The 23,858-nt window shown below is 64.0% G+C and carries 19 protein-coding genes; 6 read left to right on the top strand and 13 right to left on the bottom strand.

Going from position 1 to position 23,858, the window contains the following annotated elements:
- Nucleotides 1-4 precede the first annotated feature (4 nt).
- The 7 genes from ACNQP3_RS10865 to ACNQP3_RS10835 all read right to left on the bottom strand — a co-directional run bounded on the left by ACNQP3_RS10865 (nt 5) and on the right by ACNQP3_RS10835 (nt 8,392).
- Nucleotides 5-1,165 (bottom strand): acyl-CoA dehydrogenase family protein, encoded by a 1,161-nt coding sequence (locus ACNQP3_RS10865; protein WP_264317012.1) that lies wholly within the window; start codon nt 1,163-1,165, stop codon nt 5-7.
- Nucleotides 1,166-1,197: 32 nt separating this feature from the next.
- The gene (locus ACNQP3_RS10860) at nt 1,198-1,992 is read right to left on the bottom strand and encodes an enoyl-CoA hydratase/isomerase family protein (RefSeq protein ID WP_012271830.1); all 795 of its coding nucleotides are present in this window, start codon (nt 1,990-1,992) and stop codon (nt 1,198-1,200) included.
- Nucleotides 1,993-2,332: 340 nt separating this feature from the next.
- Nucleotides 2,333-3,739 carry an amino acid permease gene (locus ACNQP3_RS10855; RefSeq protein ID WP_060493373.1) on the bottom strand — a complete coding sequence of 469 codons (1,407 nt, stop codon included), beginning with the start codon at nt 3,737-3,739 and terminating at the stop codon, nt 2,333-2,335.
- A 196-nt stretch (nt 3,740-3,935) separates the two neighbouring features.
- Nucleotides 3,936-6,188, bottom strand: coding sequence for an ATP-binding protein (locus tag ACNQP3_RS10850; RefSeq protein WP_264317011.1), 2,253 nt, complete (start codon nt 6,186-6,188; stop codon nt 3,936-3,938).
- Complete coding sequence (locus ACNQP3_RS10845) at nt 6,185-6,961, bottom strand: substrate-binding periplasmic protein (protein WP_012271827.1); 777 nt, start codon at nt 6,959-6,961, stop codon at nt 6,185-6,187. Before ACNQP3_RS10845 ends, ACNQP3_RS10850 begins: the two co-directional genes overlap by 4 nt.
- On the bottom strand, nt 6,958-7,674 hold the full coding sequence (locus ACNQP3_RS10840; RefSeq protein WP_264317010.1) for a response regulator: 717 nt from the start codon (nt 7,672-7,674) through the stop codon (nt 6,958-6,960). Before ACNQP3_RS10840 ends, ACNQP3_RS10845 begins: the two co-directional genes overlap by 4 nt.
- Before the next feature lie 73 nt (nt 7,675-7,747).
- On the bottom strand, nt 7,748-8,392 hold the full coding sequence (locus ACNQP3_RS10835; protein ID WP_012271825.1) for a TetR family transcriptional regulator C-terminal domain-containing protein: 645 nt from the start codon (nt 8,390-8,392) through the stop codon (nt 7,748-7,750).
- A 99-nt stretch (nt 8,393-8,491) separates the two neighbouring features.
- On the opposite strand from ACNQP3_RS10835, the gene ACNQP3_RS10830 reads away from it, so the two are divergent.
- On the top strand, nt 8,492-9,238 hold the full coding sequence (locus ACNQP3_RS10830; RefSeq protein ID WP_012271824.1) for an enoyl-CoA hydratase-related protein: 747 nt from the start codon (nt 8,492-8,494) through the stop codon (nt 9,236-9,238).
- A 160-nt stretch (nt 9,239-9,398) separates the two neighbouring features.
- On the opposite strand, the gene ACNQP3_RS10825 is transcribed toward ACNQP3_RS10830, so the two are convergent.
- The 3 genes from ACNQP3_RS10825 to ACNQP3_RS10815 are packed head-to-tail and all read right to left on the bottom strand — an operon-like array spanning nt 9,399 to nt 13,571.
- On the bottom strand, nt 9,399-10,454 hold the full coding sequence (locus ACNQP3_RS10825) for a lipocalin-like domain-containing protein (protein ID WP_060493377.1): 1,056 nt from the start codon (nt 10,452-10,454) through the stop codon (nt 9,399-9,401).
- A complete protein-coding gene (locus tag ACNQP3_RS10820; RefSeq protein WP_264317009.1) occupies nt 10,444-12,906 on the bottom strand; it encodes an ABC transporter permease in 2,463 nt (820 codons plus the stop codon). The genes ACNQP3_RS10825 and ACNQP3_RS10820 overlap by 11 nt, the downstream gene beginning before the upstream one ends.
- Nucleotides 12,906-13,571: an ABC transporter ATP-binding protein gene (locus ACNQP3_RS10815; protein ID WP_012271821.1), complete on the bottom strand. Its 666-nt coding sequence runs from the start codon at nt 13,569-13,571 to the stop codon at nt 12,906-12,908. The genes ACNQP3_RS10820 and ACNQP3_RS10815 overlap by 1 nt, the downstream gene beginning before the upstream one ends.
- Before the next feature lie 214 nt (nt 13,572-13,785).
- Between ACNQP3_RS10815 and ACNQP3_RS10810 the strand changes: the two genes are divergently transcribed.
- Together ACNQP3_RS10810 and ACNQP3_RS10805 are read left to right on the top strand one after the other, a co-directional pair.
- Nucleotides 13,786-14,853: an aromatic ring-hydroxylating oxygenase subunit alpha gene (locus ACNQP3_RS10810; protein ID WP_264317008.1), complete on the top strand. Its 1,068-nt coding sequence runs from the start codon at nt 13,786-13,788 to the stop codon at nt 14,851-14,853.
- Nucleotides 14,854-14,865: 12 nt separating this feature from the next.
- Nucleotides 14,866-15,816: a PDR/VanB family oxidoreductase gene (locus tag ACNQP3_RS10805; RefSeq protein ID WP_012271819.1), complete on the top strand. Its 951-nt coding sequence runs from the start codon at nt 14,866-14,868 to the stop codon at nt 15,814-15,816.
- A 6-nt stretch (nt 15,817-15,822) separates the two neighbouring features.
- Here ACNQP3_RS10805 and ACNQP3_RS10800 read toward each other — a convergent pair whose 3' ends face one another.
- The 3 genes from ACNQP3_RS10800 to ACNQP3_RS10790 all read right to left on the bottom strand — a co-directional run bounded on the left by ACNQP3_RS10800 (nt 15,823) and on the right by ACNQP3_RS10790 (nt 19,344).
- Nucleotides 15,823-16,536 (bottom strand): GntR family transcriptional regulator, encoded by a 714-nt coding sequence (locus ACNQP3_RS10800; protein ID WP_012271818.1) that lies wholly within the window; start codon nt 16,534-16,536, stop codon nt 15,823-15,825.
- A gap of 110 nt (nt 16,537-16,646) precedes the next feature.
- Nucleotides 16,647-17,900 carry an OprD family porin gene (locus ACNQP3_RS10795; protein ID WP_264317007.1) on the bottom strand — a complete coding sequence of 418 codons (1,254 nt, stop codon included), beginning with the start codon at nt 17,898-17,900 and terminating at the stop codon, nt 16,647-16,649.
- Nucleotides 17,901-18,003: 103 nt separating this feature from the next.
- The gene (locus ACNQP3_RS10790; protein ID WP_264317006.1) at nt 18,004-19,344 is read right to left on the bottom strand and encodes an MFS transporter; all 1,341 of its coding nucleotides are present in this window, start codon (nt 19,342-19,344) and stop codon (nt 18,004-18,006) included.
- Between the two features lie 560 nt (nt 19,345-19,904).
- On the opposite strand from ACNQP3_RS10790, the gene mrdA reads away from it, so the two are divergent.
- The 3 genes from mrdA (at nt 19,905) to ACNQP3_RS10775 (ending at nt 23,855) form a co-directional block, all read left to right on the top strand.
- The gene (gene mrdA, locus ACNQP3_RS10785; RefSeq protein ID WP_041166469.1) at nt 19,905-21,800 is read left to right on the top strand and encodes a penicillin-binding protein 2; all 1,896 of its coding nucleotides are present in this window, start codon (nt 19,905-19,907) and stop codon (nt 21,798-21,800) included.
- A 297-nt stretch (nt 21,801-22,097) separates the two neighbouring features.
- Nucleotides 22,098-22,658 (top strand): FMN reductase, encoded by a 561-nt coding sequence (gene msuE, locus ACNQP3_RS10780; RefSeq protein WP_012271814.1) that lies wholly within the window; start codon nt 22,098-22,100, stop codon nt 22,656-22,658.
- A 9-nt stretch (nt 22,659-22,667) separates the two neighbouring features.
- A complete protein-coding gene (locus tag ACNQP3_RS10775; RefSeq protein ID WP_264317005.1) occupies nt 22,668-23,855 on the top strand; it encodes an acyl-CoA dehydrogenase family protein in 1,188 nt (395 codons plus the stop codon).
- Nucleotides 23,856-23,858 lie beyond the last annotated feature (3 nt).

Raw genomic sequence — 23,858 nt, 5'->3', positions numbered from 1 at the left:
GCGCTCAGCGCAGCAGCGGGCGCAGCAGTTCGCGGGCGATGATGTGCCGCTGGATTTCCGAGGTCCCCTCCCAGATGCGTTCGATACGCGCATTGCGCCAAATGCGCTCGACCGGCCCTTCGTCCATAAGGCCCATACCGCCAAATATCTGCACGGCTTCGTCGGCCACCTTGCCCAGCACTTCGCTGGCAAACAGCTTGGCCATGCCGGCCTCGCCGTCGGTCATGCTGCCCTGGTCCATCTTCCAGGCAGTGTGCAGGGTGAGCATCTCGGCGGCGCGGATCTGCGTGGCCATGTCGGCCAACTTGAACGACACACCCTGGTAGCTGCCAATGGCCTGGCCGAATTGCTTACGGTCGGCGGCCCATTGCAGCGACAGGTCGAGTGCGCGCTGGGCCTGGCCCACGCAGTTGGCGGCGACCATCACCCGGCCTGCGGTAAGCCAGGCGTTGGCCACTTCCCAGCCCTTGCCAACCTCGCCCAGTACCTTGCTGGCCGGCACCCGGCAGTCGTCGAAGAACAGTTCGTAGGTGTGGTAGCCACGGTTGCTGACGCATTTGGGGCCACGGCGGATGGTCATGCCCGGCGTACCACGGTCCACCAGCAACGCCGTGACCGCATTGCGCTTGCGCCCGTTGTGCTCGTAGGTGTCGGTGACCGCGAAGACAATGGCGAAATCGGCGTGGCCGGCGTGGCTGATGAAGTGCTTGCTGCCGTTGATGACAAAGTCATCGCCCTGGCGCACGGCGCGGGTCCTGATGGCGTTGGCATCGGAGCCGGCGCCCGGTTCGGTGAGGGCGAAACAGTCTGTTTTCTCGCCCTGCACGCAGGGCAGCAGGTAGTCGTTGATCTGCTCATCCTTGCAGGCCATGAGAATTTTCGACGGCCGTGCGACAAATACATGCAGGGCCCAGGACACCTTGGACAGCTCACGCTCGATCAACGCCTGAGACAAGTAGTCCAGGCCGCCGCCACCGACTTCCTCGGGCATGTTGAAGGCATAGAACCCAGCGGCGATGGCCTTGCCGCGGATCTGTGCGGCCAGCTCGGGTGACACGGCATCGGCGCGGTCCACCGCTTCCTCATGGGGCAGCAGCTCTTTGGCGACAAAGCTGCGTACCGCTTCCACCAACATTTCTTGTTCTTGGGTCAGTTGGAAATTCATCTGCAAAGGTCCTGGTCAGGGTCGGTATCGGGTTACTGGCCGATGAAACGGGGGGCGCGGCGTTCAACCGAGGCTTGCAGCGCCTCGACGCCATCCTGGCTGCGGCCGCACAACAGGCCGGCGTGGCGCTCGGCTTCCAGCTGCTCGGCCAGGGTGCGCCGGGCGCCGTCACGCATCAGTTGCTTGGTCTGCGCAAAGGCGAAGGTCGGGCCGCAGGCCAGGCGCCCGGCCAACTCGGCGGCCACGGCGGGCAGTTGCTCGTCGGCACAGACTTCACTGACCAGCCCAGCCGCCAGGGCGCGCTCGGCGCCCCACAGTTCATCGAGGAACAACAAACGCTTGGCCTGCTCGCTGCCGATCAGCCGTGGCAGGTGCCAGCTGGCGCCGGCATCGGGGCTGTAGCCCATGCTGGTGTAGCCGGCCTTGAAACGCGCCGAGGCGGCGGCGATGCGCAGGTCGCAGCACAGGCTGAGGTCCATGCCACCGCCCACGGCGGTGCCGTTGATGGCGGCGATGGTGGGTTTGGCGAGGCTGTGCAGGCGCAACATCAGAGCATGGGCGGTTTCGGTCCAGCCGTAGCTTTCCAGGGTGCCTGCGGCTTCGGCGGCAGCCCATTCGGCCAGATCGGCGCCGGCGCAGAAACTGCGCCCGCTGCCGGTGAGTACCACCACGCGTACCGCCGGGTCGCCGTTATGGCTGTCGAGCAAGGCATGCAGTTGCTTGAGGGTTGGGATATCCAGCGCGTTGCGCTGCTCGGGGCGGTTGAGGGTGATCCAGGCAACGCCGGCTTCGACGTTGCTCAACAGTGACGACGACGGGGTGGTCATGGGGGCCTCGGTGTTGTTGTGATGGTTTGGGGAGGACTTGATGAGGGAGATACTAAACGAGTGTTCAGCAAGACGGCAATTGCCCGAAACTTGGCCTGCAATAGTCCGCGACAACAATATAAGTAATTGTTTTTAATGGATTTATTTGATTTTATGAGAGCAAATCTCGTGGCGGTTGTTACAACTTTGTACAACCGCGAGATTGCCGGGGGCGCTCTGCGCCCCTTTCGCGACACAAGGCCGCTCCTACAGGTTTTTCACAGATTTCAGGTCTGCGCAGTACTTGTAGCAGCGGCCTTGTGTCGCGAAAGGGCCGCAAAGCGGCCCCGACGATCGTGAATCAAACCCCAGGCGCACTCGGCGCAAAGGCGCCCTGGCGGCGACGATTGACGAAGTAGTACGCCGCGTAGCACAGGGCAATGAAGCCAAAGCCCCAGTAAAGCGACGGCCGCTGGGTTTCATCCAATGCCAGGAACACGAACAGCGAGCTGCACAGGGTGATGCACAGCAGCGGCACCAACGGATACAGCGGCGCCCTGTACTTCAGGTCCTGCAACTGCCCACCGTCACGCAGGTAGGCTTTGCGGAAGCGATACTGCGCCAGGGCGATGACGATCCAGGTCACGGTACCGGACATGCCGCTCACCGCCATCAGCACCATGAACAGCGTGTCGGCGGCAATGAAGCTGGTCATCAGCGAGATCAGCGCAAAGCACAGGGTGATGCTCAGCGCCCGCAGCGGCACGCCGCGCTTGCTCAGTGGCGACAGGCTTTTCGGCGCCATGCCGCTCTTGGACATCGCCCAAAGAATGCGCGTAGAGGCATACAGCCCGGAGTTGCCCACCGAAAGAATGGCGGTGAGGATGACGAAGTTCATCACGTCGGCAGCAAACGGGATGCCGACCATGTCGAACACCTGCACGAACGGGCTTTCCATCAGGCCAGCCTGCTCGTACGGCACGATGGCCGACAGCACCGCAATCGCCAGCACGTAGAAGATCAGCACGCGGAACACCACGTTGCGCACCGCCCGCGGGATGCTCTTTTCCGGGTGCTCGGTCTCGCCGGCCGCCACGCCCATGATTTCACAGCCCTGGAAGGCATAGACCACCGTCATCATCACCGCGAACACCGCCGACAGGCCGTGGGGGAACAGCGACTCGCCCACCAGGTTGTCCAGCATCGGCGCCGGCGCCCCGCTGGTCAACGGGATGGCACCGAAGATCACCAGCAGGCCGATGATGATGAAACCAAGGATGGTCGCCACTTTGATGCCCGAGAACCAGTACTCGGCTTCACCAAACGCGCGAGTGGCCAGGGCATTGAGGCCGAACAGCACCACCACGAACAGTGCCGACCAGTACCAGATCGGCACGTCCGGGAACCAGCGGGTCATCAGCATGCCGGCGGCGGTGAATTCCAGGCCCACCGTAGTGGCCCAACTCATCCAGTACACCCAGCCGATCATGAAGCCGGTGGCCGGGCCGATGAACTTGGTGGCATGGGCCTGGAACGAGCCGGACACCGGCATCTGCACCGACAGTTCGCCCAGGCAGACCATCACCAGGTACATCAGCAAACCCGCGACCAGGTAGGCCAGGATCGCACCCACCGGCCCGCCCTGGTTGATGGTCACGCCCGAGCCCATGAACAGGCCGGTGCCAATCACTCCGCCAAGCGACAGCATGAAGATGTGCCGGCTTTTCAGGGCCCGGGTGAGCTGGATTTTTTCAACGGTATCAGTCATGGCGCACCTCGCCATTGCGGCAGGCACGTGGGGCGGTGCGAAGGAGGGGCTGAGCGCTACGGCATGTCATTATTCTTGTCTCCAATAAGCCTCATGGACCGCGTGCAACACGGTTGCCATGGATTATTGGAAACGGATGTAAGGTGCCGTTGTACGAACGGATCGAAGATGTAAAAAGTGGTAAGTTTTTTGTACGTCAGCTCTGGATCAGCTGTTCCAGCGTGGCGCGGGCCTGACTTAGCTGGGTGGCCAGCGGCCCGTCGAGGGTTTGCATCGCCTCGATGTCCTGCTGCCGGGCCGCCTCTTCCAGGCGATGCAACAGCGCTGCCAGCCCGGCGAACCCCAAGGAATCGCAGCTACCGGCCAGGCGATGGGCCAGGTGCAGCACTTCGGTGAAGTCCTGGGCCGGCAGCGCCTCGGCCAGCGCCGTGGCATGCTGCTCCAGTGATTGGCGCAGCACCTTCAACAGGCCTTGCAGCTTCTGTTTGCCCAGCAGCGAGCGGTGGGTGTCCAGCAGTGACCAGTCCATGTCTGCGTCAGCGCTGGTCACTTCGCCGCAGGCTACTTCGGCCAGCGCCTCGCGCAGGTTGTCCAGCCGCAAGGGCTTGGCCAGTACCCCTTGCATGCCAGCATCCAGGTAGCCCGATACCTGCCCCGGCTGCACGCCAGCCGTCAGTGCCAGGATCCGACTGTGGCGGTTCGGGCCAGGCGAGGCACGCAGCTGTCGGCACAACTCCACCCCGCTCATGCCCGGCAAGTGCACGTCAAGCAAGACCAGATCGAAGCGCCGCTGCGCACACGCCTGCAGGGCTTGCCCGGCATCTTCGGCAAAGCTCACCCGGTGGCCATCGCGCAGCAGCAGGCCACCCGCCACCTCGCGGTTCAGCGCAACGTCCTCGACCACCAGGATATCCAGGCTGAGCAAGGACAAAGGGGCAGGTGAGCCCGCAGGCACGGGCTGCCCGCGCGCCATGTCGAGCTCGAACCAGAAGCAACTGCCCTGCCCTTGCACACTGTCCAGGCCGATGCTGCCGCCCAGTTTTTCCACCAGGTGCTTGCAGATCGCCAGGCCCAGGCCAGTGCCGCCATAGCGACGCGCCACTGTTTCGCTGGCCTGGACGAAGCGGTCGAAGATCTTCGCCTGTACGGCGGGCTCGATGCCGATGCCATTGTCACTGACCGACAACCGCAGGCGCTGCGAGCGTTCGTTGCTGGCCAGCACCTGCACCGTAAGCTGTACCTGGCCGTGCTCGGTGAACTTGATGGCATTGGCCAGCAGGTTGCTCAGCACCTGGCGCAGGTATTGCTCGGCGCCGTGCTGGTGCGCGGCCAACTGCTCATCTACCTGCAGTTGCAGGGTGTCGGCGTTTTCCATGGCCATGGGTTCGAGCAACGCCAGCACTTCCTGGCACAACTGGCGCAAGGAAAAACCTACCAGCTCGGCGCGGCTTTCGCCTTCTTCGAGCCGGGCGAAATACAGCACCTCGTTGAGAATCGCCAGCAGGCCCTCGCCGGCTTTGTACAAGGCCTCGACACGCTGGCGGTCGGCCGCCTCCAGGCGCCCGCCGCGCAGCAGTTCGGCCATGCCCAGAATACCGTTGAGCGGCGTGCGCAGTTCATGGCTCATGGTCGCCAGGAAGCGTGACTTGGCCAGGTTGGCAGCCTCGGCCTCGTCCTTGGCGCGGGCCAGGCTGGCCGTACGCCGCTCGACCATGGCCTGCAATTCGTCGCGCTTGCCCTGCAGCTCCAGGCGGTCGCGCTCACGGCGCTCGATATCGCTGAGGATGGCGCGGCGCATATCGTCCAGGGCATTGGCCACCGTGTCGATCTCGTCGGGGCGCGCTGAACGGCGGCGCCCCAGGCGCAACGGCTCCTGCCACTGGCCGGCGCCAATACGACGGGCAAATTCGGCCATCACTTGCAGGTGGCGGGTGACCAGGCGGTAGAACAGCCCCGACAGTGCCACTGCCAGGCCGCACAGAAACACGCCCATCCACAGCAGGCTGGCAAGGCCTGTGGCGTACAACCGGCGGTGCACCGCGCCCAGGTCGATGCTGACTTCCAGCTCGCCCAGGTGCCTGGGCGGCCCCGAGGGTGGCTGATAATCAAGGGGGAAGCGCTCGATGCGCAGCGGCCCTGTGGCTTCGGCCTCACCGCGCAACAACTGGAAATCATCACTGACCAGGCGCACCCGCGCCACATCGGAAAAGTCCACCAGGCCGCGCAGTTGCACATCCAGCTGCGCCTCGTCCAGGTCCCACAGGCTACGCTCCAGGCTGGCCAGGTAGCCGGCGCGGATCAACGCCATGCGTGCGTCTATGTCACGCATTTCGCGGCGGTACTCGAAGTACAGCTGCACGCCACTGGCCAGCACGGTGAAGCACAGGCTGAACAGCAGGATGAACAGCAGCAGGCGACGCAGCAGGCCGTCGGTGCGCAGGCGTATCATCGGGCATCCGCCGGCAGCTTGATCATGTCGCGGTAGGTGACTTCGCTTTGCTCCAGCCAGCGCTCGATCTCGCCAGCCCGGTTCATGCGCTGCAGCTGCTCGTCGATTTCATCCATGTGCTGGCTCAGGGGGGATTGCCGCGACACGGCTACACGCAGATAGTCCACGCTCAGTGCAGTGGGCAGCACGCGGATGTCCTGCGCGCCGGGCAAGTGTTCGATGAACAGTTGGCCAGTACGCCGCTCCTGGATCACGTAGTCGATGCGGCCGCGGATCAGCTTGCCAAAGTTCTGCTGGCTGGACGACACCCGCTCGATGTTCTGGTGGCGGGCGACGAAGCGGTCGAACTCAGCGCCGTAGCTTTCACCGTATAACAGGCCGCCACGGTAGCCGGCCAGGTCCTCCAGTTGCTGGAACTGCACCGGCCGCTTGCGGTTGTAGAACACAGCCACTTCCTCGCGCAACACCGGCACCGTGGAAAAACGCATGCGCTGGTCGCGCTGGTCGCTGTTGTAGGCCAGCACCACGTCCACCCGCCCGGCGGCGGCGTCCAGCAGGCAGCGCTTCCAGTTGCCCAGTACCACGGTTTGCACCGGGTAGCCCAGGCGTGCGAACAGCTCACGCACCACGGTTGGGGCAAGCCCACGCACTTGGTGGCCATCGCTCCAGGAAATGGGTGGGTACACCGGGTAGTCGCAATACCGCACCGGCTCGCTGGCATTGGCCTGCGCAACACACAGCGCAAGTGCCGACAGCCAGGCGCAGTGGCTCATGCCGCCACACTGGCGGTGAACAGGTAGCCGGTGCCGTGGATGGTGATGATCAGCTGTGGCTCGGCCGGATCGTCATGCAGCTTGCGGCGCAGGCGCCCGACCAGCACATCGATGGAGCGGTCGTTGGGCACCCACTCGCGGTTGCGAATCTGGTCCATCAGCTGGTCGCGGCTAAGGGTGTGGCCGCTGTTGCGCAGAAACACGCTGAGCAGTTGAAACTCGCCGTGGGTCAGCAGGGTTTGCCCGCCACGGGCGTCGATCAGGCGACGGCGATCGGTGTCCTGCGCCCAGTCGGCGAACTGCTTCAGCGATTGCGCGCAGGCCGGGGCCGGGTGTACCTCGCGGGCATGGCGCACGCGGCGGATCAGGTTTTTGGCACGGGACACCAGCTCGCGGGGGTTGAGCGGTTTGATGACATAATCGTCGGCGCCGCATTCCAGGCCGACGATGCGGTCGATGTCGTCATTGCGCCCGGTGATGAGGATGATGCCGACCTCCGAGCGCACCCGTAGCTCGCGGGTCAGGGTGAGGCCGTCCTTGCCAGGCAGGCGGATGTCCAGCAGCACCAGGTCGACATCCTGGCTGCCGAGCAGGGCTTCGGCCTTTTCCGCCGTGTCGGCGCAGTGCACGTCGTAGCCTTCCTGGGACAGATAGGCCTGCAGCAAGTCACGAATAAGCGGATCGTCATCGACGATCAATACCCGAGGCGTCATTGCGTGTCGTCTCTTTTTATTGGTGTTGTTCTACACACTCGCGACAGCAGCGTACTCGTTACTGAACGGGCGATCAACAGCCCTCGGGCAGGCTGAAGCGCCGCCGACCGCCGGCCTGCAAGCCATCGACCCAGGCCTCGCAGATGACCACGCCCTGCTCGGGGGTGAAGGTGCCGGGGTTGAGCCCCGACTCCAGCCACAGGCCATCGAGCAAGGCGCTCAGGCTGATGGCCGCCAGGTCGGCATCGAAACCCTGCCAGCCCTCTTCCTCGGCCAGTTTGGCCAGCAGCCGGCTGAGCTCGTTGCGGTACTCGCCGTAAGAGTGGTCGTGTACCTGGTTGATGGCGTCGGCGGTCTTCACCGCACCCCAGAAAGCCAGCCAGGCATCGAGCAATTGCGGGTCGAGCAGCTCGGCGCAGAACGAGGCGCGGAAGAACGCCGACAGCCGCTCGCGGGCATTGGGCGCAGCCTGGGCCATGGCCTCGCGCAGCAGGCCCATCACCCGGCCGGTAACGGCCATGTAGGCCTCGGCCACCAGTTCGTCCTTGCCGGCGTAATGATGGCTGATCAACCCCACCGAAACCCCGGCTTCAGCCGAGATCTTGCGGATCGACGCCCCCTGAAAGCCATGGCGCTTGAGGCACACCAAGGTCGCCTCGACCAGGTTGGCTTTGCGCAGTTCCGGCAGCATGCGGTGGTAGCGGGCTTCCTGAGTCATCGGTGGGTCTCGGGTTAGGGGCTGGACTGAACGACTGTACAACAAGCCGGACAGCGTGATAAACCCTTGCACCTGCCCACAACAATAAAAGCGGCTGCCATGAACGACCTGATCACACGCGACCTGGACCAAGGGCTGCTGACCCTGGCCTTCAACCGCCCCGACAAGCTCAATGCCCTGAACACCGCCATGTACCAACAGCTGGGCGACCTGCTGCTGGCGGCGGGTGAAAACCCTGATGTCGACGCCATCATCATCACCGGTGGGCCGCACTGCTTCAGCGCTGGCAACGACCTGCGCGACTTCCTCGACAACCCGCCCAGCGACCTGGACAGCCCGGTGTTCCGCCTGATGCGGGTAGTCATGGGGCTGGACAAGCCGCTGATCGCAGCGGTCAGTGGCGCGGCGATCGGCATCGGGGCCACCCTGTTGCTGCATTGCGACCAGGTGCTGGTCAGCCGCTCGACCAAACTGCGCATGCCCTTCGCGCCATTGGGTGTGTGCCCGGAGTTCGGCTCCAGCCTGTTGCTGCCGCGTTTGCTTGGCCAGGCCCGTGCGGCGCGCTTGCTGCTGGCCAACGCGTTGCTCGATGGCGAACAGATGGTGGCCTGGGGGCTGGCCAATGAACTGCATGAAGACGGCGCGCAGTGCCTGGCGGCTGCCCGCACCCTGGCGCGGCAGCTGCAAGGCTATCCGCAGGCGGCATTGCGCATCAGCAAGCGGTTGCTCAAGGACAGCCAGCGAGCGGAGCTTGAAGACACAGTGGCGCGGGAAAGCCGGTTGTTCATCGAGTGCTTGCGCAGCGAAGATGCACGAGCTGTGCTGCGCGCACTCATCAAGGATTGAACAGGCTGGCGTGGCCCCTTGTAGGAGCGGCCTTGTGTCGCGATCGGGGTGCGAAGCACCCCCAGGATCTTCGAATCGCCCCAACATTGTTGGGGCCGCTTTGCGGCCCTATCGCGACACAAGGCCGCTCCTACAAGGGACCGCGTCATGACCAGACTGACTAATATCCAGTCATCTCCAGATACCCGCGCCCACCCGCGCTCCCGCTCAACCGCACCGGCCCTTCCCAGTAAGGGAATCGCGTCTGCATCCATGCCTGCGGCTCCACGGCATCAACCTGCACATCCACTCCATGCCCAGGCACCTGCACCCGCCACCGTGTCGGCACCTTTTTGCCGTTTTTCTGCGCAGACCAGGCTTGCGCCTGCAGCTGAATCTGCGCTGCGTCCAGCGCCACCACCTCACCCTGCGGCCCAACCCAGGTCCCAGCGCGGTACGCGTCCCCCCGCGCCTCGCGTACCTGAAACAGCATCAGCTTGGCACCACTGTCCAGGTGCAGCGAAAACCAGTCCCAGCCCGTTTGCCCTGACGCCAGCGGTTGGCTGCTCCATTCCCGGTCCAGCCAGGCCTGCCCAGTGACCGCGATGCACTGGCTGCCACGCTGAATGTGCCCCTGCACTTGGTAGAAAGGCTGGCTGTAATAGTACGAAGCCTGCCCCTTGCCAGATTTCTCGCTGTAACCTTGCTCCCCGTGCAGCACCAGAGGGTGATCGCTGTGCAACTGCAAGTCATAGCGAAAACCATCGCCACCGGCGACCATCCGCAGGTTTTCTATACTGCCCCTGCCCTGCAACGACCAGTCATCGATCCACGCTCGGAACGGCTGAGCCTGCACTCCGGCCTGGCCGATACCGCCGCGCGCCAGGGTTTCGCCAGACTGGTGGCCGCCCGGACCGGTCAAGGCCGCGTGCCCCATCCACAGGTTCGGGCTGTTCCAGTCGGTGGTCTCCGGGCCTGGGCGCAGGGCCGAGCGGAACAGCGTCCACTGGGCGCCCCAGTCACGGCCTTGGGCGTCCTTCAGGTTGGCGGTGACATACCACCACTCGATACGAAAACCATCGTGTGGACCGTGGTCCTGTGGAAATGCCAGCCGATGGTCGCGGGTCACCTGGCTGAATTCGCCGGCCTGCTGCCCAAGCCCGGCATAACTCTGTGGTGCTGGTTGATCACAGCCGCACAACAACACGCTGAGCAACAGCCACGCATTACGCTTCATCGGCAAATGGCCTCAACAGTTCGCGCGGCTGGCGGCGCGCCAGCTGCCACAGCGGCCAGGCGCTGGCCAGCAGGCTGGTGAACAACCCCAACATGGCCAACTGCAGCAACTGCACGGGAAAGACATAGAGCGGCAGGCGCCAGCCAAACGCCTGAACATTGACCACCGCGACCAGGCACCAGGCCAGCAGCAACCCCAGCGGGATCGCCATCAACACGGTGAGGCTGCTCAGCATGAGTGTCTGGCCAAGGCTCAGCCAGACCAGTTGCATACGCCGCACACCCAGCGCCCATAGCGGTGCCAGCTGGCCCAGCCGGGACTGGCCCAGGGTCAACAGGTTGATGAACAACGCCACGCCAGCCACGCCAAGGGTGAGGCTGTTGAGGGCAGCGGTGGCGGCAAAGGTGCGGTTGAACACGTCGGTCGACCAGCGCTTCAGGCGCGCCTGCTCGACCACGCGGCTGTCGTCGAGGGCAAAATGCCGTTGCAGAGCGACCTTGAGCGCCGGCACCCGTTCAGCGGCCAAGTCGACGCTCAAGCCGGTCAGGGTTGCCTGTGGCCAGTTTTCGCGCAACCAGCCGGCATTGACCAGGACATGCCCCTTGGGGTTGCCGTAATCGGCATAGATCCCCACAACAGGCAAGGCCGGCGACGTGTTCGCAGGCAGCTTGAGGTTATCGCCCAGTTGCAGTTTCAACCGCCTGGCCAACTGTTCGCTGAGCATTACAGCCTGCCCGCGGGCCAGTCGCTGCCAGGCATGTGGCTGCTGTTCCAATAGTGGCCAGCGCGTTCGATAAACGGAGTGATCGACAATGCCCTGCACTTGTACCGGCCAACCTTGTAGTTGAATGTCCACGCGCCAGCCGGGCAGCACCACACTGGCCGCAGGCTGCTGCTCAAGCCACTCGACTATCTGCAGGCCTTGGGCTGTATCGCGTGGGGTGACATACAGGTCGGCGGACAGGCGCTGGCCAAGCCAACCGACAAACGTCTTGCGGAAACCCTCGGTCATGCTGCCCACGCCAACACTGGCAGCCAGCGCCAGCAAAAGGGCCATCAACGCCAGGCTCAGGGCCGGCAGTTGCTGGCGGCTGTCGGCAACGAACCATTGCGCCAATGGCCGCTGGCAGCGGCGCGCCAGCCAGGCCAGCACCCGGTCGAGCATGCCCGGTAACAGCAGCGCTGCCGCCAGCAGCAACCCCGCCAGCATGGCGAACGCGCTGGGCAGGCTGGCTCCGAACACGCCACAGCCCAAGGCCAGCAACAGCAGCAAGCCCGCGATCAATGCCTGACGCCTCAGCCATGGCCCCTGCGCCAGCCGCCAGGCTTGAGGTTGCGCCAGCGCCAGCAACGGCAATCGGGCCGCACGCATGACGCTGCCCAGCCCTGCCAGCAATGCCCCGAATACACTCACCAGCACGCCCAGCAGCCACCACCACGCGGGCAGGCTCAGCGTACCCGCCACCTGTGCGCCATACAGGCCGCGCAAACTGGCGGCCACATCGGGCAGCAGCCACGCGGCCAAGGCATAACCACTGGCCACCCCGGCAAGCCCGCCCAGCACCGCGAACAGGCCCAACTCCAGCAACAGTGCATACAGCAGGGTCTTCAGGCTGATGCCGCTGGCGCGCAAGTTGCGGATCAGCCCACGCCGCTGTTCCAGCGCCAGACCGATGGCGGCGTGGGCGATGAACAAGCCGACGATGAACGCCAGCAGGCCGAGCGCAGTCAGGTTGAGGTGGAAACTGTCGGTCAGGCGCTGCAAACCGCCATCGTCCTGCTGTGTTTGAAGTTCGAGGAAGGGGGCGATATCTGCCGGCAATGGCCCAGGTGCCCCGGCCAGCAGCAGGCGTGACAACTGCCCAGATGCATGCAGCAACGCCTGCGCGTGGCCGATGTCCACCACCATCACCCCAGGCGCCAACGCGGGCTGCAAAACCAAAGGCGGCAGCAACTGCCCTTCGCTGTCGCGGGCCCGCTGCGCGGGGTTTGCGCTCAACTGACGCAAGGTGTCTGGCCCAACCCAGGCTTGCCCGGGCGTGCCGATAAAAGCCTGCAGGTCGAATGCCTGCAGTTGTACACCGGCAATGCTGCTGGCCGGCGACAGGCTCAATGGCTCGATGCCAATCAGCCGCACGCTGCGCGCCGGCTCGCCCGGCAGGCGCAAGCGCCCTTCCAGCACCGGTGATACCGCCCAGCCCAGCCTGCGCAGTTGCACGTACAAACCCTGGTCGAAGCGCTCGCCAGTGCGCGGCAGCAATTGCGCCTGCAACGGCCCGGCCAAAACCGCGCTGGCCCGAGCATAGTCACTGCGTGCCTGGCTGTTCAGCGCCTGCACCCCGGTCCACAACGCCGTGGCCAGCCACAGGCCAGTGAAGATACTCAAGCACTGCACGCGGTGGCGCCGCCAATGGCTGAGCAACGCCATCAATGCCAGCGACAACAGCCTCATCAGCCCTGCTCGTGCCGCACGCAGCCGGCCTGCAGGTAGCAGCGCTGCTGCAAACGCGCCGCCAACCGTGGGCTGTGAGTCACCATCAACACACCGCTGCCGGCTTCGGCAACCAACTGCAGCAACAGGTTCAGCACCTCGTCGCTGCTGGCCTCATCCAGGCTGCCGGTGGGTTCGTCGGCTAGCAGCCATGCCGGTCGCCCGGCCAGCGCGCGGCCGATGGCGACCCGCTGCTGCTGGCCGCCCGACAAGTGTTCCGGGTAACGCGCAAGCAGGCCCGCCAGGCCCAGACGTTGCGCCAGGTAAGCCGCCCAATGCGGGTCATACCGCCCGGCCAGGCGAGCCTGGAAGGTCAGGTTCAGGCCGACGTCCAGGCTGCTGATCAGGTTGTATTGCTGGAACACCAGGCCAATCCCCTCACGCCGCCACTGTGCCAGAGACGCTTCCGAACGGCCGTCGAGCGCAACGTCGTCGATCAGGATGCGGCCGCTGTCGGCCCGGTCCAGGCCAGCCACCAGGTGCAGCAAGGTGCTCTTGCCGCTGCCCGACTCGCCCATCAGTGCCAGGCTGCTGCCGCGTGCCAGGCGCAGATCGACGCCCTGCAGAACCGGGAGCGGGCCTTGGGGAGTGGGGAATGATTTGTGAAGGTTTTCGATGGCGAGCATCGAGGGGCCTTGGTGTGTGATGTGTCTGCTAAGTAATAGCAGGTACGTGGTCGCAGAGGCGTATTGCGATTCTCATCGCTAGCCGACAATGGATCCACAGAGATCCGATAATCGCACAAAACCTACCATAAACACACAATATAGATTGACCGTGATTTTCTTTAACGGCTCTAATGGATCCATTAAATAAAAACAAAACCCCGGAGAGCCTCCCATGTACCCCAAAAACACCTGGTACGTTGCCTGCACCCCCGACGAGATCGCCACCAAGCCCTTGGGCCGGCGGATCTGCGGGGAAAAAATCGTGTTCTACCGTGGCCACGAGAACCGTGTAGCCGCCGTCGAGGATTTCTGCCCGCACCGTGGTGCGCCGTTGTCGCTTGGCTATGTCGAGGACGGCAACCTGGTATGCGGCTACCACGGCCTGGTCATGGGCTGCGATGGCAAGACCGTGTCGATGCCCGGCCAGCGGGTACGGGGCTTTCCCTGCAACAAGACTTTCGCTGCAGTCGAGCGCTATGGCTTTGTCTGGGTATGGCCAGGCGACCAGGCGCAGGCCGACCCGGCGCTGATTCCGCACCTTGAATGGGCGGTGAATGATGAATGGGCCTACGGTGGCGGGCTGTTCCACATCGGTTGCGACTACCGCCTGATGATCGACAACCTGATGGACCTCACCCACGAAACCTACGTGCATGCCTCCAGCATCGGCCAGAAGGAAATCGACGAGGCCCCGCCAGTCACCACCGTCACCGGCGACGAAGTGGTCACCGCCCGGCACATGGAAAACATCATGGCCCCGCCCTTCTGGCGCATGGCCCTGCGTGGCAACGGCCTGGCCGATGATGTACCGGTGGACCGTTGGCAGATCTGCCGCTTCACCCCGCCTAGCCATGTGCTGATCGAAGTGGGTGTGGCGCATGCCGGCAAGGGTGGCTACCACGCCGAGGCGCAGCACAAGGCGTCGAGCATCGTGGTGGATTTCATCACGCCAGAGACCGACACATCGATTTGGTACTTCTGGGGCATGGCACGCAACTTCGCCGCGCATGACCAAACCCTGACCGACAACATCCGCGAAGGCCAAGGCAAGATTTTCAGCGAAGACCTGGAGATGCTCGAACGCCAGCAGCAGAACCTGCTGGCCCACCCCGAGCGCAACCTGCTGAAGCTGAACATCGATGCTGGCGGCGTGCAGTCGCGCAAGGTGCTGGAGCGCATCATCGCCAAAGAGCGTGCGTCACAACCGCAACTGATCGCTACCAGCGCCACCCCTGCCTGAGGAACAGCCGACATGATCGATGCCGTAGTGGTGTCCCGTAACGACGAAGCGCAAGGTATTTGCAGCTTCGAGCTGGCGGCAGCGGATGGCAGCTTGCTGCCGGCGTTCAGCGCTGGCGCGCATATCGACGTGCATTTGCCCGATGGGTTGGTGCGCCAGTATTCGCTGTGCAACCACCCCGAGGAGCGCCACCGTTACCTGATTGGCGTGCTCAACGACCCGGCTTCGCGGGGAGGCTCACGCAGCCTGCACGAGCAAGTGCAGGCCGGCGCACGGCTGCGCATCAGCGCGCCGCGCAACCTGTTCCCGCTGGCCGAGGGGGCGCAGCGCAGCCTGCTGTTTGCCGGTGGCATCGGCATTACCCCGATTCTGTGCATGGCCGAGCAGCTGTCCCACAGCGGCCATGACTTCGAGCTGCACTACTGCGCCCGCTCCAGCGAGCGTGCGGCCTTTGTCGAACGCATTCGCAACGCGCCGTTCGCCGACCGCCTGTTCGTACACTTTGACGAGCAACCGGAAACCGCACTGGATATCGCCCGGGTGCTGGGCAACCCGCAAGAGGATGCGCACCTGTATGTCTGCGGGCCCGGCGGGTTCATGCAGCATGTGCTGGACAGCGCCAAGGGACTGGGCTGGCAGGAGGCCAACCTGCACCGCGAGTATTTTGCCGCAGCGCCGGTGGATGCCAGCAACGACGGTAGCTTCTCGGTGCAGGTGGGCAGCACGGGGCAGGTGTTCGAGGTGCCGGCCGACCAGACCGTGGTGCAGGTGCTGGAACAGCACGGTATCGAGATTGCCATGTCGTGCGAACAGGGTATCTGCGGCACCTGCCTGACGCGCGTGCTGCAGGGTACGCCGGACCACCGCGACATGTTCCTTACCGAAGAGGAGCAGGCGCTGAACGATCAGTTCACGCCCTGCTGCTCGCGCTCGAAAACGCCGCTGCTGGTGCTGGATATCTGAACCGGTTTACGCCGAGGGCAGGATAACCTTCATGCCTGCGTCTGCCGTCGCCCCGCCAAAGGTCTCGGCGTAGCGCAAGGTGGCATTGGCGTGCTCGCGCATGATCGCTTCGGCGCGGGCACCCTGGCGGTTGGTCAGGGCATCGAACACCGCGTGATGCTGCATGTGAGCAAAATTGAAGCGCCGGTATTCGCGGGCCAGGTCATGGCGGTCCACCGCCAGCGCGGTGACCGAGGCGAACGGCAGGTGGTCGTTGCGCGCCAGGGCATCGGCAATGGCCGGGTTGTGGCTGGCTTCGATGATCACCTGGTGAAAGCGCATGTTCAGGTCGTGGTAAGCCTGCAGGTCTTCTTCAGTCACGAAGCCCTTGTCGAACAGCTGGTCGCCATCGACCAGGCACTGCTGCAGCGCCGCGCGTGCTTGCACCGACAAACCACGCTCTGCAGCCTGGCGCGCGGCCAGCCCCTCCAGTACGCCGCGCACCTCGACCGCACCGGCGATGTCATCGGCACTGACTGAGCGCACCTGAAAGCCCCGGCCGCCAAAACGCACCAGCAAGCCTTCCTGCTCAAGGGTACGAAACGCCATGCGCACCGGCATGCGAGAAACGCCGAACAGCTCGGCGGTGGGGACTTCCATCAAGCGCTCGCCGGCCGCCAGCTCGCCCGAGGCGATCATCTTGCGCAACGCGACCAGCACCATTTGACCGGGCTTGCTCATCCAGGCTACTTCCAGGGACATGAGCGGGCATCTTAGCGCAAGGTGAGGGGTTGTTGGTGGCCTGTTAGCCCACATCGCCGGCAGGCCAGCCAACGATTAAGTCGCGGCGTTTACAACGTCAGCGGATAGCTGACAATCAGCCGCGTCTGGTCGAAATCACTGTTAAAGCTGCGCCGGTTGGTCGCATTGTTCAGGCGGATGTTGAGGTTCTTCAACGCCCCGCTCTGGAAGGTGTAGTTCACTTCGGTATCGCGCTCCCACTCCTTGCCATTGCTGCCGGCCGCCGTGGTGGCATTTTCACCATGCCCGTAGCGCACCATGGCCAGCAACCCAGGCACACCCATAGCGGCAAAATTGTAGTCGTAGCGCACTTGCCACGAGCGCTCGTCGGCGTTGCTGAAGTTGCCGTTGAACATGTCGTTGCCCAAGGTCCGCCCGCTACTGCCATACACCGACATCCACGGGCTGTCGCCACTGACCTTCTGCAACCCCAGGTACAGGGTATGGCCACTGTGCGAGGCCGACAGCAAAGCGTAGCCAGTGCGGCTCTGGATATCACCAATGCGCGCCTGTCCATCATCCCGGTCGATGAAGTAGCCAAGGTTGGCCGCCAGTGTCCACTCCCCCAGCCGCTGGCTGTGCAGCAGGTTGAAGTAGCTTTGCTGGTAAATGTCCTCCAGTTGCGAATGCCAGGCGCCGATCTGCGTGCGCTGCTGGTTGAAGCGGTACTCGGCGCCGACATAGTTGAAACCATCCGAAGTCACCCCAGGCGCGGCCCAGGCGGAAAGGTCCTGCATGTCGGAAGAATTGCGCAGGCTCACCTCGCGATACTGGCCGGCCTGCAGGCTCAGGCCTTCGATCTCCCGCGAATCGAGCATTGCCCCGCGGAACGTCTGTGGCAGCAGGCGGCCATCGTCGTAGCGCAGCAGCGGAATATCCGGCAACAGCTCACCGACCTTCAGTTCGGTCGCGCAAATACGCAGCTTGGCCGCCAGACCGGCGCGACCATAGTCGCCGGCCGCACGCCGGTCATCGTGCACCGGCAGCAGTTCGGAGCCGCTGGTACCACGGCCGCTGTCCAGCTTCACGCCGAACATGGCGATACCGTCCAGGCCAACACCGATCAGCCCCGATGTGTAGCCAGAGCTGAACTTGAAAATGAAACCCTGGGCCCATTCTTCGACCTTGCTCTTGGCCGCCCCTGCGTCGCGGAAGTCGCGGTTGAAGTAGTAGTTGCGCAGTGTCAGCCCGGCCTTGGCATCTTCAAGGAAGCCGCCCTCCTCGGCCCAGGCCGGCAAACCCAGGCCAAGCGCCAGCGACACCGCCAGGGCCGAACGGGCCAGCGTGCAAGTTGTGTGCATCATTATTATTGTTCTCCGCTTTTCATAGGCGCAGCCAACCGCCCCAGGCCGGTATGGGCTTGGGGCGACGTGCTGCATTCAGGTACCCGGCCAGGCCGGGTTGCACTCAGTGGCTCAGTGCATCGGTAGAGAGGGCGGCCGCTGGCTTGGCCATTGGCCGCAGTAGCAACAGGCAACCTGCGGCCAGCACGAACACGCTGGCGAACACCCCGTACAGGTGCAGCGGTTGCCAGCCGCCATCGAGCAATACGCCAGCCACGGTCGGCGACAGGATCGCGCCCATGCGGCCAATACCGATGCCCCAGCCCACGCCGGTGGCGCGTACCGAGGCGTCATAGACCACTGGCGACAAGGCATACAGGCCGGCCACGCAGCCGTTGGAAAACAGCCCGATCAGCAACCCCAGCGCCAGCGCAGCAGTGACCGAGGCCCCATTGACCACGAACAACACCAGCAGTGCGGCGGTGATGAGCATGAACAACGCCAGTACCCCCGTCAGTGGCCAACGCGATGCCAGCCCGCCGATCAGCGCCGCACCGAGGATGCCGCCGACACTCAACAGCACACCGCCGGTGATGCCCTGCTGGGCCGACAGGCCAGCGGCCACCAGCAGTTTCGGCGTCCAACTCATGACGAAGTAGAAGCCGAACATGACCAGGAAGAACAGCAACCAGATCACCAACGTGGTGCGGCGCATATCCGGCGCCAGCAGTTGCCTGAAACCACGGGTGGTACCCTGCGCCCTCGCCGCCAGTGCCGGCAGTTGCGCCAGTGCCGGCTGACCGAGGCGCACTGCCAGGCGGTTGACCCGGGCCAGGGCATTGGCTGGCCGGCGAGCCAGCAGGAAGTCCAACGACTCCGGCAGCCACAGCAATACCAGCGGGATCACCAGCACGGTGACGATGCCGCCGAACAGGAACACCGAGCGCCAGCCCCAATGCCCCAACAGCCACACCGCGAGCAACCCGCCCAGGGTCGCGCCCAGGGCATAGCCGGTGGACTGCAGGCTCACCGCAAGGCCACGCCAGCGCTTGCTGGCGTACTCGCTGGCGATCACGTTGCTACTGGCCAGGATGCCGCCAATGCCCAGCCCGGTCAGGCCTCGCAACAGCGCCAATTGCAGCGGGGTTTGGCTCAGTGCCGAGAGCAGCATGCCAATGCCCGAAAGCGCCAGGCACAACAGGATCAGTGGGCGTCGACCAAACCGGTCGGCCCACGGGGCGATGAACAACGACCCGGCTGCCATGCCGAACAGGCCGGCGCTGAGCAGCAGCCCTACCTGTGCGCCGTTCAGGCCCCACTCGGCGGACACCGAGGCGGCGGTGAAGGCCATGACCAGCACGTCGAAGCCATCGATCATGTTGAGGATGATGCAAATACCAATGGCCAGGCACTGGAAGCGGCCCATTGGGTCGTTGTCCAGGCGTTGCTTGAGGTCGGTATTCATGGGGCCACCTGCCGGTTCACAGGTGGGAGAACTGATGCGCACACGCCGGCAAAGCGCATGGAACCCTGACGGTTCCGTACCCTTGGAAAGCCATTCATGACTGGACCCTTTTTGTAATTGTTGTCGCATACGGCAGGAGGGCTCCGGCCGTTGTCAGGCGCTAATCAATCAGATAATGGATCCACAAACAACAAACCAAAGCCAAGCGCTTTGAGAAAACCACCAAAACTCTATGTGACCGATCTACCAATTTTATTTTTTATCTATTTATTTCAATAGGTTATCCGCTTAAGCCTAATATGATTTTTCGTTCGTTAATCGAACACGATTCATTTATGGATCCATAATGACGCAAAAAACCAGCATCGAATCCTCCATGCGGCTCAGCCATGAACAAATCTTCATGTTTGCCGCCAGCGCCCTGATCATGGGACACACAGGCGTTATCAGCCTGCGGCCAGCCGCGCCTCGCCTTGAGAGGGCGGGATGTGTTGCGTAGCATCCCCGGCCCGATCGCGCGCCCGCACGGCCAGCGCGATGCCTGTAGGAAAGAGCCCCTGATGCCGCAACCCATCCCTCTCAAGGACCACGAAAAGGAAAAACACCTGGTGAACCGCCGGCTTCTGGCCTGCGCCGCCCTGGTGTTCAGCCTGTGTGCCGTATTGGTGGGCCGGCTCTATGTGCTGCAGGTACTGCAGCACGACCAGCAGACCGCGGTGTCGGAAAACAACCGCGTGCACGTGCTACCCATCGCCCCCGAACGCGGGCTGATCTACGACCGCAATGGCGTGGTGCTGGCCGACAACAAGCCCAGTTTCGACCTGACCATGACCCGTGAGCGGGCCGGCGGCGATTCGGCCAAAGTACTCGACACCTTGACCCAGGTACTAGGCCTGACCGAAGACGACCGCAAGCAGTTCGACAAAGACCTGCGCCGTGGCCGCAAGCCGTTCGAGCCGGTGACCCTGATGGTGGGCCTGAGCGAAGAGCAGATCGCCCTGGTCGCGGTAAACCAGTTCCGCCTGCCGGGCCTGGAGGTCGAGCCGCAGTTCATCCGCGAGTACCCGCTGGCCGAGCATTTCGCCCATTCGGTCGGCTATGTGGGGCGCATCAACGAGAAAGAAGCCAAGGTCCTCGACAGCACCGAGTACCGCGGCACCCAGTCAATCGGCAAGACCGGCATCGAGCACTTCTACGAGAGCCAGCTGCATGGCCACGTGGGCTATGAAGAGGTCGAGACCAACGCCCAGGGCCGGGTGATGCGCGTGCTCAACCACAAGGACCCAACCCCTGGTCAGGACATTGTCCTGACCCTGGACGCGCACTTGCAGGTGGCCGCGGAAAAGGCCCTGGGCGAGCGCCGTGGCTCGGTGGTGGTGCTGGACCCGGCCAATGGCGACGTACTGGCGATGGTCAGCAACCCCAGCTTCGACCCCAACCTGTTCGTCAAGGGCATTAGTTTCAAGCAGTACGCCGCCCTGCGCGATTCGATCGACCGCCCGTTGTTCAACCGCGTGCTGCGTGGCCTGTATGCGCCCGGCTCGACGGTTAAACCTGAAGTTGCCATCGCCGGCCTCGACAGCGGCGTGATCACCCCTGGCAGCCGGGTGTTCGACCCTGGCTACTATGAGTTGCCCAACTACGACCACAAGTACCGCAACTGGAACCGCAGCGGCGACGGCTGGGTAGACATGTACACCGCCATCATGCGCTCCAACGACACCTACTTCTACGACCTGGCTCATAAACTGGGCATCGACCGCCTGCACGATTACATGGCCGAGTTCGGCCTGGGCCAGAAGGTGTCGCTGGACATGTTCGAGGAGGCCTCGGGGCTGATGCCTTCGGCCGAGTGGAAGCGCGCCACGCGGCGCCAGGCCTGGTTCCCGGGTGAGACACTGATCCTCGGCATTGGCCAAGGCTACATGCAGGTCACCCCGCTACAGCTGGCCCAAGCCACCAGCCTGCTGGCAAGCAAAGGCGTGTGGCATCGCCCGCACCTGGCCATGACCGTGGGCGGCGATGTGCCGGTGGACCCCAACCCAATGCCCAATATCGTGCTGCATGACAAGCACGCCTGGGACCAGGTCAGCCAAGGCATGCAGATGGTCATGCACGACCCGCGCGGCATCGCCCGCGCCGCAGCCGCCGGTGCGCAGTACCGGATTGCAGGCAAGAGCGGTACCGCGCAGGTGGTGGCAATCAAACAGGGTGAGCGCTACAACCGCGACAAGACGCTGGAAAGGCACCGTGACAACGCCCTGTTCGTTGGCTTTGCCCCGGCTGACCACCCGAGCGTGGTGGTGGCCGTGATGATCGAGAACGGCGAGGCTGGGGGCCGAGTGGCCGGGCCGGTGGTGCGGGAGGTGATGGATGCTTACCTGCTGGATGAACAGGGGCATTTGAAACCGGAATTTGCGGGTGGGGTATCCCCTCGCAACGCCCCCCACATCTAGGGTGCTTGGGGCTGCTGGGCAGCACCACGCAGCACCTTGAAGATAAAAATAGAATAAGAATATGACTTCTTATTCTTTTTTACCTATTCATTAATCCTCTATAACTCTCCCAACTGTACAGCCGCCAACACCCGGCCAACTGTTTGCAGCGCAACACCTGATCAACACAAAACGCCCGCACGGCAACAGCAGCGCAGCCACTAATACCCGCTAACTCGTTGATCTATAACAACATTAGAACCAGGCACGACGATTGCTCAAGCAAAGTCCCGCTCAACCAGAACCGGAGACTAGCCCATGAGCACCCCACTGAACGTCGTAGCCCTGTCCGGCGGCACTTCCCGCCCTTCGCGCACCCTGGCCCTGACCGAAGCGATCCTCGCCGAACTGGCCGAACACCTGCACATCAAGCCGCACCTGATCGAACTGGGCGAGATCGCCCGGCCACTGGGCAGCGCCCTGTGGCGCAGCGAACTGCCCGACACTGTCGAGCAGCAACTGCGCCTGGTGGAACGGGCCGACCTGCTGGTGGTGACCACGCCGGTGTACCGCGGCAGCTTCACCGGCCACTTCAAGCACCTGTTCGACCTGATCGGCCAGGACGCCTTGGTCGACACCCCGGTGTTGCTCGCCGCCACCGGTGGCAGCGAACGCCACGCGCTGGTGCTCGACCACCAGCTGCGCCCGCTGTTCAGCTTCCTGCAGGCCCTGACCCTGCCCATCGGCGTATTCGCCAGCCAGGCGGAAATGGCCGACTACCGCGTCTCCAGCGACGCCCTTGCCGCCCGTATCCGCCTGGCCGCCGAGCGTGCCGTGCCACTGTTCGGCGCCCACCACGCCCTGCGTAAAAGCGCCTGAGGAGCGGCCATGAATGCACCTGTGACTACACCACTGCGCCCGGCCTTGGCGATTGCCCGCGAACTGGCCGGGCAGTTTGCCCAGACCGCTGTGGAACGCGACGAACGCGGTGGCACACCCAAAGCCGAGCGCAACGCTTTGCGTGACAGCGGCTTGCTGTCACTGGCGATCCCACAGGCGTTCGGCGGCCAGGGTGCCAGCTGGCACGACACCTTCGCGGTGGTGCGCGAGTTCGCGCGGGTCGACAGCTCCATCGCCCATGTTTTCGGTTTTCACCACCTGATGCTGGCCACCGTGCGCCTGTTCTCGCGCCCGGACCAATGGCAACCGTGGTTCGAACAGACTGCTCGCAAACAGTGGTTCTGGGGCAATGCCCTGAACCCGCTGGACACCCGCACCGTGGTCAAGCATTTCGACGGCTGGTGCGAGTTTTCGGGCAAGAAGAGTTTCTGCTCCGGCGCCAGCGACTCGGAAATGCTGATTGCCTCGGCAGTGGACGAACGTGCCGGCGGCAAGTTGCTGATTGCCGCCATCCCCAGCGGCCGCACCGGCATCAGTCTGCACAGCGACTGGAACAACATCGGCCAGCGCCAGACCGACAGTGGCAGCGCCACCTTCGAGCGGGTACGGGTCGAGCACAACGAACTGCTGCTTGATCCAGGCCCCTTGAGCACCCCGTTCGCCGCCTTGCGTCCACTGATCGCCCAGCTGCATTTCGCCAACCTGTTCCTCGGCATTGCCGAAGGCGCCTTCGATGAAGCCCGTCAGTACACCCTCAAGGAAAGCCGCCCGTGGTTCCGCTCCAGCGCCGCCAGCAGCGCCGAAGACCCTTACGTACTGCGCCATTACGGCGAGTTCTGGGTTGGCCTGGAAAGCGTGCGCCTGCTGATCGAGCGGGCCGCGCGCCAGCTGGACGCCGCCTGGGTCAAGGAACATGCACTTACCGCTGATGAGCGCGGCGACCTGGCCCTGGCCATCAGCACTGCCAAGGTCGCCGCCAGCCGCCACGGCCTGGACATCTGCAACCGCCTGTTCGAGGTTACCGGTGCCCGCGCCACGCATGCCTCGCTGCGCTTCGACCGGCACTGGCGCAACCTGCGCACGCAAACCCTGCACGACCCGGTGGACTATCGCATCCACGAACTTGGCGAGTGGGCCCTCAACGACAAACGCCCTGCCCCATCCTTCTACTCCTGAGGA

The organism is Pseudomonas sp. LFS074, assembly GCF_047978165.1.
In the GTDB taxonomy this organism is placed as follows: domain Bacteria; phylum Pseudomonadota; class Gammaproteobacteria; order Pseudomonadales; family Pseudomonadaceae; genus Aquipseudomonas; species Aquipseudomonas putida_P.
Note: the sequence above shows the minus strand (reverse complement) of the source record. Positions and strands in the feature narration are given on the sequence as shown.